The organism is Psychroserpens sp. NJDZ02 (genome assembly GCF_004843725.1).
GTDB lineage: Bacteria > Bacteroidota > Bacteroidia > Flavobacteriales > Flavobacteriaceae > Olleya.
This window is the reverse complement of record NZ_CP039451.1, coordinates 3,343,302-3,357,034: the sequence shown is the minus strand read 5'-3', so window position 1 is coordinate 3,357,034 and position 13,733 is coordinate 3,343,302. Positions and strand designations below refer to the sequence as shown.

The 13,733-nt window shown below is 32.5% G+C and carries 16 protein-coding genes; 13 read left to right on the top strand and 3 right to left on the bottom strand.

Going from position 1 to position 13,733, the window contains the following annotated elements:
- Positions 1-215: 215 nt before the first annotated feature.
- The 3 genes from rlmD to E9099_RS14810 are packed head-to-tail and all read left to right on the top strand — an operon-like array spanning position 216 to position 2,870.
- Positions 216-1,628 carry a 23S rRNA (uracil(1939)-C(5))-methyltransferase RlmD gene (gene rlmD / locus E9099_RS14820; RefSeq protein WP_136584313.1) on the top strand — a complete coding sequence of 471 codons (1,413 nt, stop codon included), beginning with the start codon at positions 216-218 and terminating at the stop codon, positions 1,626-1,628.
- A gap of 11 nt (positions 1,629-1,639) precedes the next feature.
- On the top strand, positions 1,640-2,158 hold the full coding sequence (locus tag E9099_RS14815) for a DUF6452 family protein (protein WP_136584312.1): 519 nt from the start codon (positions 1,640-1,642) through the stop codon (positions 2,156-2,158).
- A complete protein-coding gene (locus E9099_RS14810; RefSeq protein WP_136584311.1) occupies positions 2,124-2,870 on the top strand; it encodes a DUF6048 family protein in 747 nt (248 codons plus the stop codon). Before E9099_RS14815 ends, E9099_RS14810 begins: the two co-directional genes overlap by 35 nt.
- Positions 2,871-2,905: 35 nt before the next feature.
- Here E9099_RS14810 and E9099_RS14805 read toward each other — a convergent pair whose 3' ends face one another.
- Positions 2,906-4,066 carry a class I SAM-dependent RNA methyltransferase gene (locus E9099_RS14805; protein WP_136584310.1) on the bottom strand — a complete coding sequence of 387 codons (1,161 nt, stop codon included), beginning with the start codon at positions 4,064-4,066 and terminating at the stop codon, positions 2,906-2,908.
- Positions 4,067-4,235: 169 nt separating this feature from the next.
- Here E9099_RS14805 and E9099_RS14800 point away from each other — a divergent pair, with 169 nt between their 5' ends.
- From E9099_RS14800 to E9099_RS14770, 7 genes are all read left to right on the top strand, one after another.
- The gene (locus tag E9099_RS14800) at positions 4,236-4,967 is read left to right on the top strand and encodes a class I SAM-dependent methyltransferase (RefSeq protein ID WP_136584309.1); all 732 of its coding nucleotides are present in this window, start codon (positions 4,236-4,238) and stop codon (positions 4,965-4,967) included.
- A gap of 17 nt (positions 4,968-4,984) precedes the next feature.
- Positions 4,985-5,656 carry a ZIP family metal transporter gene (locus E9099_RS14795; RefSeq protein ID WP_136584308.1) on the top strand — a complete coding sequence of 224 codons (672 nt, stop codon included), beginning with the start codon at positions 4,985-4,987 and terminating at the stop codon, positions 5,654-5,656.
- A gap of 68 nt (positions 5,657-5,724) precedes the next feature.
- Entirely contained in the window at positions 5,725-6,153 is a 429-nt protein-coding gene (locus E9099_RS14790; protein WP_136584307.1) for a DUF4268 domain-containing protein, read from the top strand.
- A gap of 42 nt (positions 6,154-6,195) precedes the next feature.
- Positions 6,196-6,438, top strand: a complete 243-nt coding sequence (locus E9099_RS14785) for a CBU_0592 family membrane protein (RefSeq protein ID WP_136584306.1) — start codon at positions 6,196-6,198, stop codon at positions 6,436-6,438.
- 170 nt (positions 6,439-6,608) lie between these two features.
- Positions 6,609-7,757, top strand: coding sequence for an ergothioneine biosynthesis protein EgtB (egtB, locus tag E9099_RS14780; RefSeq protein WP_136584305.1), 1,149 nt, complete (start codon positions 6,609-6,611; stop codon positions 7,755-7,757).
- 2 nt (positions 7,758-7,759) lie between these two features.
- Positions 7,760-8,707, top strand: coding sequence for an L-histidine N(alpha)-methyltransferase (locus tag E9099_RS14775; RefSeq protein ID WP_136584304.1), 948 nt, complete (start codon positions 7,760-7,762; stop codon positions 8,705-8,707).
- Positions 8,704-9,381: an aspartate/glutamate racemase family protein gene (locus E9099_RS14770; protein ID WP_136584303.1), complete on the top strand. Its 678-nt coding sequence runs from the start codon at positions 8,704-8,706 to the stop codon at positions 9,379-9,381. Before E9099_RS14775 ends, E9099_RS14770 begins: the two co-directional genes overlap by 4 nt.
- A 24-nt stretch (positions 9,382-9,405) precedes the next feature.
- On the opposite strand, the gene trhA is transcribed toward E9099_RS14770, so the two are convergent.
- Both trhA and E9099_RS14760 read right to left on the bottom strand, forming a co-directional pair.
- Positions 9,406-10,032 carry a PAQR family membrane homeostasis protein TrhA gene (gene trhA, locus E9099_RS14765; protein ID WP_136584302.1) on the bottom strand — a complete coding sequence of 209 codons (627 nt, stop codon included), beginning with the start codon at positions 10,030-10,032 and terminating at the stop codon, positions 9,406-9,408.
- A 6-nt stretch (positions 10,033-10,038) separates the two neighbouring features.
- Complete coding sequence (locus E9099_RS14760) at positions 10,039-10,719, bottom strand: DUF4294 domain-containing protein (RefSeq protein WP_136584301.1); 681 nt, start codon at positions 10,717-10,719, stop codon at positions 10,039-10,041.
- A 121-nt stretch (positions 10,720-10,840) separates the two neighbouring features.
- Between E9099_RS14760 and E9099_RS14755 the strand changes: the two genes are divergently transcribed.
- The 3 genes from E9099_RS14755 to E9099_RS14745 all read left to right on the top strand — a co-directional run bounded on the left by E9099_RS14755 (position 10,841) and on the right by E9099_RS14745 (position 13,726).
- Positions 10,841-11,929, top strand: a complete 1,089-nt coding sequence (locus tag E9099_RS14755; protein ID WP_136584300.1) for a M42 family metallopeptidase — start codon at positions 10,841-10,843, stop codon at positions 11,927-11,929.
- A gap of 77 nt (positions 11,930-12,006) precedes the next feature.
- Positions 12,007-13,173, top strand: coding sequence for an aminotransferase class V-fold PLP-dependent enzyme (locus E9099_RS14750; protein ID WP_136584299.1), 1,167 nt, complete (start codon positions 12,007-12,009; stop codon positions 13,171-13,173).
- A 1-nt stretch (position 13,174) separates the two neighbouring features.
- Positions 13,175-13,726 (top strand): NUDIX hydrolase, encoded by a 552-nt coding sequence (locus E9099_RS14745; protein ID WP_136584298.1) that lies wholly within the window; start codon positions 13,175-13,177, stop codon positions 13,724-13,726.
- Positions 13,727-13,733: the final 7 nt, after the last annotated feature.

The window sequence follows — 13,733 nt, the reverse complement described above, 5'->3', positions numbered from 1 at the left end:
AAGTTATAAAGTAGCCATTCCTTCTGTACCTTTATCCTTTCGAAAGCTCGAAAATTCAGCGTGGGAGAGAAATCATCCCTAAGAAGTTGCAAATTAATAAAAAAGTTGCGATTAAAACCATTTTCGTTTTCATTTTAATCAATCAAAATTAGATTCGTAAAAAAATCATAAATCATAACTCGCAAATCGAAAATCCTTTCATTACTTTTGCACTTATGGCAAGACGAAATACAAAAAAGCAAATTTTTACTAATGTAGAAGTTTTAGATGCTGCAGCAAAAGGAAAAACTGTAGCAAAAGCACCTGATGGGCGTGTTATATTTTTACCAAACGCAGTACCAGGAGATATAGTTGATGTACAAACATTTAAAAAGCGTAAATCTTATTTTGAAGGTAAGGCTACCGTTTTTCATAAATTAAGTGATAAACGTACCACTCCGGAATGTGAGCATTTTGGCGTTTGTGGTGGTTGTAAATGGCAAGATATGGGCTATGAGCATCAATTGTTTTATAAACAGAATGAAGTCACTAATAACCTAACTAGAATTGGACATTTAGATTTACCAGAAATCACTCCTATCTTACCATCTGCAGAACAGTATTTTTATAGAAATAAGATGGAATTTTCTTTTAGTGACTCGCGTTGGTTAACTTTAGAAGAAATCCAATCTGATGAAGATCTGGGTGATAGAAATGCACTTGGTTTTCATATTCCAGGAATGTGGGATAAGATCTTAGATATTAAAAAATGTCATTTACAAGCAGATCCTTCAAATGCTATCAGAAACGCTGTTAGAGATTTTTCTATTGAAAATGAATTAGAATTCTTTAACACCAGAAACCAAACCGGTTTGTTACGTACCATGATGATACGCACCTCTTCTACTGGGGATATTATGGTTGTTGTTCAGTTTTTTAAAGAAGATGCATCTAAACGTGAGTTACTTTTAAATTACGTTGCTGAAACATTCCCAGAAATAACCTCTTTACAATATATTATTAACGAAAAAGCTAATGATACTATATACGATCAAGATGTGATTTGCTTTAAAGGTGAAGATCATATTTTTGAAGAAATGGAAGGTTTAAAGTTTAAGATAAATGCCAAGTCGTTTTACCAAACTAATTCCAATCAAGCCTACGAATTATATAAACTAACACGTGAGTTTGCCGATTTAAAAGGAGACGAGCTAGTTTATGATTTATATACTGGAACTGGAACTATTGCTCAATTTGTATCTAAAAAGGCAAAAAAAGTGGTTGGTGTAGAAGCTGTGCCTGATGCTATTAGTGCAGCAAAAGAAAATGCTGAACGCAATAATATTACAAATTGTGAGTTTTTTGTAGGAGACATGAAAAACGTTTTTAATCAAGAGTTTATAAATACTCATGGTCAACCAGACGTTATTATTACAGACCCTCCAAGAGATGGGATGCACAAAGATGTTGTTCAACAAATACTAAATATTGCGCCACAAAAAATAGTATATGTAAGTTGTAACAGTGCGACACAAGCTAGAGATTTAGAATTGATGAAAGACATCTATAAGATTACTAAAGTGCAAGCAGTAGATATGTTTCCACAAACACATCATGTCGAAAATATTGTACTTTTAGAGAAGAAATAATTATATCGTAAATGAAACATTTAAAACTTTACTTATTAATAATTCTATCGTGTAGTCTTTTGACCTGCGAACGTGACGATTTATGCTCGGAAACTACAGCGACTACACCAAGTTTAATTATTGATTTTTACAACAATAACGCAACAGATAGCCAAAAAGATGCCATTGGATTGTATGTCATAGGAGAAGATAATGATGATGTTTTATCAGATTATAATGTTGAAACGGTAAATCAACTTATTTTACCCCTACGTACTGACCAAAATAGCACTGTTTTTTATCTTACAAATAATACGGTTTTAGATGACGATGGTAATATTACCTCAGGTAATACAGATACCATTACTATAACGTATGAAGCGGAAGATGTGTATGTCTCTAGAGCCTGTGGGTATAAAACTATTTTTAAAGATGTATTTGTAACAGTAGACGGCGGAGCAGATGCTAATTGGATAATATTAGCCCAACCAGAAAATGATAATTTAACAATTGAAGATGAAACAACAACTCACTATTTCTTTTATCATTAGTTTATTTTTGTGTTATACTATTTCGTTACAAGCACAAGAACAAACTGTTGAAACAAAAAACGATAGCCTTAAATTACGCTATGGTTTACGCTTGGGGACTGATGCTAGTAAACTAATAAGAACCGCTTTAGACGATGATTATTCTGGCTTTGAAATTAGCGGAGATTACAGACTAAGTAAAAATTTATTTATTGCTGGAGAAATTGGTAATGAAGAAAAAACGACGACCAATGACTTTTTAAGTGTTACCGCAAAAGGTAATTATTTTAAAGTTGGTTTTGACTATAACTTATATGATAATTGGATCGGAACAGACGACATGATTTACACTGGTTTTAGAGTTGGAGCTAGTACATTTAGTCAAACTAGAACTAATTATACCGTATACGCAACCGACCAATATTGGTCACCACAATTTTCGTCTTCTGAAAACTTAGAATCTACTGGTTTATCTGCAATTTGGGTAGAACTTATATTAGGTTTAAAAGCAGAAGTCTTTACAAATTTATATATCGGTGTTAATGCGCAATTAAAAGCTATGATCACTCAAGATCAACCTGTAGATTTTGAAAACTTACATGTCCCTGGCTTTAATAAAACGTTTGATTCTGGTCGTATTGGTGTAGGCTATGGTTATAGTGTCTCCTATTTAATTCCATTGTTTAAGAAAAGTAAAACAAATACTAAAAAAGAAAAGGAAGTTGATAATTAATCAACTTCCTTTTTTTTTACTTATATGCTTAAAGCTTACTTATTCATGTACTTTCCTTTTTTACTTCCTGCATAAATTTCATACTTAACTAATCGCGATTCTAACATCGCATTCATTAAGTGAATTTTTCGTGATGGTCTTAAACCAACATGTTTTAAGGCTTCTAAATTAGACGTAATAAACCACGCATTAGTATTTGGATAGCTTTGTTTTAAAGTATCTCCAATACTTTTATAAAAACTCTCCATTTCGATATCTAAACGCTCGCCATATGGTGGATTAAATACCATATGCAATTTAGCTTCCCCTCCTCTTTGAGTTTTGAAAAAATCTTCATGCTGTATGGTTATAAAATCTTCTAAATGTGCATTTGCTATGTTTTCCTTAGCTTTTGTAACCGCACTTGGTGATTTATCATATCCTACTATCTTGTGATGGAAATCTCTAGTTTTTTTAATTAAAGACTCTTCAATTTTTTCAAATAAATCGACGTCCCAGTCATTCCAACGCTCAAAAGCAAACTCTTTACGCATTAAATTGGGCGGTATATTACAAGCAATCATTGCTGCTTCGGCTAAAATAGTTCCACTACCACACATAGGATCAATAAAATCGGATTGTCCATCCCATCCTGATAACATTATTATCCCCGCTGCTAAAACCTCGTTAATTGGTGCAATATTGGTTGCTAATTTATAACCACGTTTGTGTAAAGAATCTCCTGACGAGTCTAAAGAGATGTTACACTCTTCTCTATCTATATGGACATTAATTTTAACATCCGGAAATTTTAAATCCACACTTGGACGTTCTCCAGTTTCATCTCTAAATTTATCTACAATAGCATCTTTCGTCTTTTGAGCGATATATAAAGAGTGCGTAAACACTGTAGAATTTATAGTCGCATCCACAGCCAAAGTCCCTGACGACTTTAAATAAGGCGTCCAGTCCATCTTATACACTTGATCATATAGATCTTGTTCTGTTTTAATTTTAAAACTATGTATTGGTTTTAAAATTTTTGTTGCAGTACGTAATGCCAAATTAGATTTGTACATAAACCCTTTATCTCCAGCAAATGACACATTACGTACGCCCGTTTTTATCTCTTGCGCACCCAGTTGTTTTAACTCTTTTGCTAGTAACTCTTCAAAGCCAAATAAAGTTTTGGCAACCATCTTGAAATTTTCTTCCATTCTTTTCGTCTAATACTTTGCAAAAATACTCTATTTTTGCCGGAATAATAACCTTTATAAATAATTGGGTTAAGGATGGAGCAATTTGTTTGAGCTCCTCGGAGAGAGCGAGTTGCGAGAGCCTGGTAAACTGTAGCTTGCGCGGAAGTTTAAACCCCACAATAAAAATATGAGTCAAAACGATAAAAAATGGTATGCGTCATGGTTTGATAGTCCATTTTACCACATACTTTACAAAGATAGAGATCATACTGAAGCTGAGCAGTTTATGACTAATTTAACCGAATACTTAAATCTACCTGAACAAGGAAAAATATTGGATTTAGCATGCGGAAAAGGGCGTCACGCGGTGTACTTAAACTCGATTGGATACGATGTAATTGGTGCTGATTTATCAGAAAACAGTATCAATCACGCCAAACAGTTTGAAAATGACACGTTGCACTTTAAAGTACATAATATGTGTCAGCCTTTCGGCGAAACTTTTGATGCCGTATTTAATTTGTTTACCAGTTTTGGGTATTTTGAAAACGAAGCTGACAATTTAGCGACCATCCAAGCCATTCAAGCAAATTTAAATGACTCCGGTTTTGGTGTTATTGATTTTATGAATACCGAATTTATTATAGACAATTTAGTGCCCGAAAACACAAAAACGGTAGAAGGGATTGACTTCTTGCAAAAAAGACGTGTAGAAAACGGTTATATAATTAAAGATATAAGCTTTTCTTTTGAAGGTGAAGATTACCAATTTCAAGAACGTGTCAAAGCGTTTAGCTTGGCTGATTTCGAACGTTTATTCGAGCAAGCTGGTGTTTATTTATTAGATATTTTTGGAGATTATAAATTAAGTCTATTCCATAAAAAAACATCTGATCGTTTAATTATGATTTTTAAGTAAGTAATTTATTAAAACAAATGCAAAATTTTATTTTTCCCATTATAGCTGTTGTTTTAGGGTATATAATCGTTCTGTTTTTTAAGCCGAAACATAATCGCAGTCTAAAATTACTGCTGGCTTTTAGCGGTTCCTTTTTACTATCTATAACGGTATTTGACTTTTTACCAGAAGTCTATAACAGCCAAGACAAACCTATTGGTTTGTTTATAATGATTGGTATTTTATTGCAAATCATATTAGAATTTTTCTCTAAAGGTGCAGAACATGGGCATGTGCATATTGACAAAAGTAGCATCGATTTTCCGTGGTTATTATTTATAAGTTTAAGTATACACAGTGTTTTAGAAGGTATTCCAATTGAGGCACATGAGCATTTAATTTACGGTGTTATTATCCATAAATTGCCTGTCGCGATTATACTATCGACATTTTTTTTAGCGTCCAATTTAAGTAAGCCTAAAAGTCTAATGTTTCTGTTATTATTTGCATTAATGACGCCTTTAGGGGTGTTTTTGTCTATGCAGTTCCAGTTTTTTGAAAACTATTATTACGAAGTTTCAGCTTTAGTAATTGGTATCTTTTTACATATTAGTACAACCATTTTATTTGAAAGTAGTGAAGGACACAAGTTTAACTTAGCTAAGCTTAGCACTATAATACTGGGAATTGTAATTGCATACGTAATATAATAGCTTACTTAAAGAACTAAAATCAGTAAATCCCTCCCTTTAACCTTAACTAATACGGAAAGACATCTATGTTTTCAAAAGAAGAATCAAGAGAAATAAAAGAATTGTTTTGGACCAGTTTCGGAAAATCTTTTCCAAGAAAATGGACTTTGTACAACACAAAACTAAAAGGATTAAGCTTCAAGTTTTATTTTGATAATAAAAAAGCATTTGTAACCTTAGACCTTGAGGACGATTTGGAAAACCGCATTAATTACTGGGAAAAACTAGTATCCCTAAAATCTATTTTGTTAGACGAGTATCTTCCAGAAGCTATTTATGATGAAGAATACATACTAGATAACGGTAAAGAGATTTCTAGAATTTATGTACCTTTAGAACAAAAAGTATCCATCCATAATAAAAACACATGGCAAGAAGTCATGGTGTTTTTTAATACACATATGGGGCTTTTTGAAGACTTTTTTGAAGAATACAAGGTTATTTTAGAGGATTAATATTTATCTTCTGTTTTTATTAACGCTCTTAACCTATACAACATGAACAACATAGATTGGATTGGTTCGGTTGGTGTATTTCAAATATTATTAGCCTACATTTTAAATGTGTTAGGAAAAATTAAAAATACCGACTTAACATTTATGTTTCTTAATTTTATTGGGGCAAGTATGGCGTGTTTAGCTTCGGTGTTAATGTCCTACTTACCTTTTATAATTTTAGAAGGTGTTTGGGCAATCGTATCTTTATTATCAATACTTAATTATTTCTCAAAAACCAAATAATAGTTTTTTATTGTTATTTTCATACATTAAACTAATTATAAGCGATCGTTTTAAAAGTACAATACGACTAAAAACTAGCGTTTATTTAAGTTTAAAACAACGTTAAAATAAGTTTAAAATTAAGCTATCCTTTAAAGCTATAGCTATTTACTTGTTATATTTGAGAAGCTATGGATACCATTTTAAAACACTACCAAGAGACCAGAAATTATACAAAAGCGCTTTGCAAACCTTTAAAGACAGAGGATTACATACCTCAATCCGCTCCTTTTGCAAGTCCACCAAAATGGCATATTGCACATACCACCTGGTTTTTTGAAGAAATGATTTTAAAATCGTTTTATCCAAATTATACTGTTTTTGATAGTGAATACTCTTATTTATTTAATAGCTATTACAACAGCATAGGTAAACGTATAGAACGCCATAATCGTGGTTTAATTACACGTCCAAGTAGTGATGTTATTTTTAAATATCGCGCTTATGTGGATAAACATATGGCCCAATTATTAGACACAGCAACAGATCCAGAAGTCAGAAAATTGACTGTTTTAGGCATCAATCATGAGCAGCAACATCAAGAACTATTACTTACCGACTTAAAATACACGTTTTCATTAAACCCCATTCATCCAAAATATACGGAAACTAATTTAGTAGAAAACACTAATTCTGACTCCGGTTGGTTATCTGTACCGGAAGGTGTGTACGAGATTGGTCATAAATCCGATACATTTGCTTTTGATAACGAATTAGGTTTACACAAAGTCTACCTGCAGCCGTACAGTATAAATAAAGCTTTGGTGACCAATCAAGAGTATATTGAATTTATTGAAGCCAAAGGGTACCAAACCGCTAAATATTGGTTGGACGAAGGTTGGTACTGGATCCAAGACAATGCTATTGACAACCCCTTATATTGGGTTAAGATCGATACTACTTGGCACCATTATACACTCTCTGGGTTAAAACCTGTTAATCCTGAGGCTATTTTAACGCACATATCTTATTACGAGGCGGCCGCTTTTGCTTTTTGGAAAGGTATGCGCTTACCAACGGAATTTGAGTGGGAAATAGCCTCTGAAAACTTAAATTGGGGACAACGCTGGGAATGGACCAACTCCGCTTACCTACCCTACCCAAATTTTAAAATCGCCAAAGGTGCGGTTGGTGAGTATAATGGTAAATTTATGGTTAATCAAATGGTACTTCGTGGTGGATCTGTAGCCACTTCACAAAATCACAGTAGATCAACCTACAGAAACTTTTTTCCTGCACAAACAAAATGGCAATTTTCAGGCATTAGACTAGCTAAATAAATATGAATAACAATTTTTTAAACGACGTCGATAAAGGACTAAGTAGCATACCTAAGTACCTATTATCCAAATATTTTTATGATAAAATAGGTGACGCATTATTTGTAGATATTATGAATATGCCTGAGTATTATCTAACTAGAGCAGAATTTGACATCTTCAAAAATCAAACACACCGTATTATTGAAGCTTTACAGCTTAATAAAAACACTTTTTTTGAATTAATCGAGTTGGGCGCGGGCGACGGAACTAAAACAAAAGAATTACTTAAAGTTTTAGATACTGAAAAATATAATTTTAATTATGTGCCAATAGATATTTCTCAGAATGCCTTAGACCAGTTAAAACAAAGTATAACTATAGAATTGCCTAATGTTAATACAACGACCAAGCAAGGAGACTATTTTAATGTTTTAGCCGATTTAAAACAATCCGACAATCCAAAAATAATTCTCTTTCTAGGATCTAATTTAGGTAATTTAAGTGATGCACAAGCAGAAGATTTTTTGTCTAAATTATCAGATTCATTAAGACCAAATGATAAGGTTCTATTAGGTTTGGATCTTATTAAATCTAGAGATATTGTGTTACCTGCTTATAACGATAGTCAAGGCATCACTAAACGTTTCAACTTAAATTTATTAGACAGAATTAATGATGAATTAGGTGCCAATTTTGATACTAATAACTTTATCCATCAACCAGAATATACGGAAGAAGAAGGTATTGCTAGAAGCTACATAGTAAGTACAATCAATCAAAATGTTACAATTAAAACTTTAAGTAAAACATTCCATTTTATGGAAGGTGAACGTGTACATACTGAAACTTCTAGAAAATATAATGATACTATTTTAAAATCGTATTTGAAGAATACTAAACTGCAACTTATTGACAAATTAATGGATAGCAATAACCACTTTGCAGATTTTATATTAGATAAAAAATGATTCAAACTAAAAAAGGAATGTTAGGGATTTTGGGACTTGGTAGTCGAAGCACATTGTTTTATTTGGAACAATTGAATAAACAATACCATGCTGTAAAAGGTGATTATCACACCTGCCCTTCTATAACCTATTCAGTAAATTTTAATACTATTAATCCTTTTCTGCCTAATCAATTTGAGACACTTAAACCTATTATTGATAACAGTTTAAAAGCTCTTTTTAGTCATGATGTGGACCATTGTATTGTTCCTAATATCACTTTGCATGAAACTACCGATCAACTATTACTAACAACACCAATACTTCATCCTGTAGCTTTAAGTATAAAACACTTAAAATCAATCAATACTTCTAAAGTCATGCTGTTTGGATCTTTATATACGATGACTTCCACGTATCTTTCAGACCTTTTCAAAGCAGAGCAAATATCTGTAGTTTTACCAGAAAAAGAGGATCAAATCAGCATTGACAACTGTCGTAAAAAGTTGTATAATTATTCAGAAACAGAAACTGATTTTATCGATTACAAAAATCTGATTACTAAATATAGTCAAGATCATGTGGTGCTTATAGCTTGCACAGAATTATCATTATGGAGTCCTCAGTTCGAAAATTTAAAAATCGTAGATATGGCTTTATTACAGGTTCAAGAAGCTATCACTTTATCACTTTAATTGTAACCATAACACGTGTGCTTTTTAAACCACGTAAAACAACACCATAAAAAAGTGGCAAATAGCACCAGCCAAAACAAACAAATGCCATATCACATGATTATATGGTATTTTCTCGATGGCATAAAACACAATTCCAACAGTATAAGATAAACCTCCTGCCATAAGCAATACAATACCATTTGGCTCCATTATACTTGATAATGTCGCAAAATCAAATACGACTAGCCATCCCATGACTAAATATAATAATGTTGAAAAAACATTAAACCGTCCAGTAAAAAACAGTTTTAAAATCACTCCAAAGGCAGCAATACCCCACACAGTACAAAACAGTGGCCAACCCAAACTATGCTCTAAAGTAATTAACAAAACTGGCGAGTAAGTTCCTGCGATCAATAAGTAAATACTAACGTGATCTACAATCCTAAAATAGTGCTTCTTTTTTTCGTCAGAGATAATATGATATACTGTTGATGCCGTAAATAATATAATTATTGATAAGCCATAAATAATGACACTAAACAAACTAAACTCTGTTTTTTTAGTTTCTAAAATAATTAGCAATACCAAAGCAACTATCCCTAAAACAGCACCAATACCATGGGTTAAAGCATTTAATTTTTCTTCAAAAGGGGTTTGCTTACGCATTAGTTATTAATTAGATTTATTTGTGGTGTTCCATTTGTTCGACAACTTATAGTATTCAAAATTTAAAGGTGATTTTACTAATTTTACTCGACCTTGTTGCCAAGCTCTAACTAAAATATCTTCAATTAAATAATCTTCTTCCACATTTTCAGGGTCATATTCTCGTTTTAAAGAAATATTAAACAAATAAGCTGTACTGTTATACCAAAAAGCTCTCCAACCATTACGTAAGTCTTTTATTAAATCAAAAGCTGTAATTCCTGTTTGCCTGTGTATTAACTTCACTAAGATTTGCCCTTCTGTTTTAGTTAGTTTTTTTAACTCTTCCGAAAATTCTTCTTCAATATATTTTTGCACTTTTCTAGCGTACTCTTTTTTATCTCGTTTTCGAGTTAAAGTTTTCAATCTTGTATTTAACGCATTTAACCGGTCCGCTGCCAATTTAGCATAAGGGTACACTTTAATTGTTTTCCGATTTAAAATATAATAACGTCGTCTGTCTTCTTTATTTTTAAAAGCTAGTTTATCCAACAACATAATTTCATCTAAATAAATAGACTTATGTGGAATAGAATCTCCTTCAATAATAATGTACTCGACTTCTGTCGAATCTCGAACAACCTTATTTTCTTCTTGAGCAAAAAGCCCAAAGGGTAGGCATAAAAAAAGGCAAATAATATACTTCATAGTGACATAATTGCTAAAACTATTCCAAAATAGAACATTTTATGATACAAAATTAATAATTAACGTATTGCTAGCTAGTAAAAAGTGTGAATATTCTTATTTTTGATAAAAATTAAATCAAATGGCAACAAAAAGCATACTTAACAAAAAGTCAATGGACTTTTTAGAAACATATTTAAATAATGCATCTCCAACCGGATATGAGTGGGATGGTCAAAAAATATGGATGGATTATCTTAAGCCATATGTAGACGAGTTTTTTACGGATACTTATGGTACTGCTGTCGGTGTGATCAATCCTGACGCAAAATTTAAAGTGGTCATTGAAGGTCATGCAGATGAAATTTCTTGGTATGTAAATTACATTTCTGACAACGGATTAATCTATGTGGTAAGAAACGGTGGTAGTGATCATCAAATTGCTCCAAGTAAAATAGTTAATATTCATACTAAAAACGGTATTGTAAAAGGTGTTTTTGGTTGGCCAGCAATCCATACTCGTAACAAAGCTAAAGAAGAAGCTCCAAAACCACACAATATCACAATAGATGTTGGTGCTAAGGACAAAGAGGAAGTTGAGAAAATGGGCGTTCACGTGGGTTGTGTTATTACTTATCCAGACGAATTTCATATCCTAAACGGTGATAAATTTGTATGTCGTGCTTTAGATAACCGTATGGGTGGTTTTATGATTGCTGAAGTAGCACGTTTACTTAAAGAAAATAAGAAAACATTACCATTTGGTCTTTATATCACTAATTCTGTTCAAGAAGAAATAGGTTTACGTGGTGCACAAATGATTACTGAAACAATCAAGCCAAACGTGGCCATTGTTACCGATGTAACACATGACACGACAACACCAATGATTGACATGAAAGTACAAGGTCATGTTGAAATTGGAAAAGGACCTGTTGTAGCTTATGCACCAGCTGTACAACAAAAATTACGTGATTTAATTACGGATACCGCTGATGATAATAAAATACCTTTCCAACGCGCTGCTTTAAGTAGAGCAACAGGAACAGACACTGATGCCTTTGCATACAGTAATGGCGGTGTTGCGTCTGCATTAATCTCTTTACCGTTACGCTATATGCATACCACTGTAGAAATGGTACACCAAGATGATGTAGAAAACGTGATTAAATTAATTTATGAAACATTACTTAAAATTGAAGATGGTGAAACATTTTCTTATTTTAAATAAGCAATTATGATCATTTAAATACAAATAACATAAAACAATTAAAGCCTCTTTTTGAGGCTTTTTTTTATCTTTATACTATGGATTTAAAACAACAAAAACACTTATTTGATTTACCGGAGGACATAACGTATTTAAATATCGCATCGCAATCACCAGCGTTTAATACGATCCATCAGGCTGGTTTAGATGGATTACTGCAAAAAAAAAGACCTTATTTAATTACAGGCTCTGATTATTTTGAACCTGTAAAACAACTTAAATCCCTATTTGCACAACTTATTGATGAAGACGATTATAACCGTATTGCATTAATTCCGTCAGCATCTTATGGTATCGCTACAGTCACAAATAACATTGTTCTAAAACCAACTGACGAAATTTTAATTATTGACGAGCAGTTTCCTAGTAATTACTATTCATGGAAAAGATTAGCCGACCAATATCAAGCAACTATTAAGGTTGTCAAAACACCTATAGATTCTGAAAATAGTGGTAAGCAATGGAATTTAGATATCATCGAAGCTATAAATAGTAATACTGCAGTGGTAGCAATGGGTCACATCCACTGGTCTAACGGAACGTTATTCGATTTAAAAGCAATCCGAAAAAAATCTAAACAACATCAAGCTTTATTAATTATTGATGGTAGCCAAAGTATTGGCGCACTGCCGTTCTCTGTTAAAGAGTTACAACCAGACGCACTGATTTGTGCAGGATACAAATGGCTCTTTGGGCCGTATGGTTGTGGTTATGCTTATTTTAGTAAAACGTTTGATAACGGCATTCCGCTTGAAGAAAATTGGACCAATCGCTTAAATAGCGACAATTTTTCAGGCTTAACAAACTACCAAGAACAATACAAACCATTAGCCAATCGCTATTCTGCAGGAGAAAGCGCCAGCTTTTTAAATGTAAAAATGCAAATTGCAGCATTACAACAAGTTTTAGAATGGACTCCCTTAGCTATCCAACAGTATTGCAAAACAATAACACAAAAAGCTGTTCACGACTTAAGACTACTCGGTTTTATAATTGAAGATGAGGCGTATAGAACGCATCATTTATTTGGAATTAAATTACCAGAAAACATAGCGCCCGAAATTGTAAAACAAACATTAGCTGATCATAATATTTTTGTTTCCTTTAGAGGAAATTATATTAGATTATCTTGTCATGTATTTAATACTCCTGAAGATTTTGAAACAGTACTCTCTTGTTTTTCATATATAATTAAAATAACTTAAAATGGACGAATTAATTGATATTATAGATAAAAATGGACTTCCAACTGGTCAGACCGCTTTAAAAAGCGAAATTCATAGCAAAGGCTACTATCACAACACTGTACATATTTGGTTTTACACAGCAGATGGTGAAATCTTATTAGCACAACGTGGGGCTTCAAAACTAATCTACCCGTTGCTTTGGGATGTCTCTGTCGCTGGACATATTGATGCTGGTGAAACTTTAGAAAAAGGAGCTATTAGAGAAATACAAGAAGAAATAGGTATAAAAATCTCTAAAAAAGACTTAGATAAAATTGGTGTTTTTGAATGCTTTAAAACGTACCCAAATGGCATTATTGACAATGAGTTTCATCATACCTATATAACACAATTAGACCTATCGTTTTCATCTCTAACACCTCAAAAGGAAGAAGTTGAAGCTTTAAAACTGGTAAGTATGTTTGATTTTTTTGAACTTTTAGAAAACAGCGAAAACAACGGGCATTTTATCGCTAGTAATTCTGACTATTATAATATTGTCGCTGAAGCTATTTTAAAAAAGATAACCTAACGTTTTA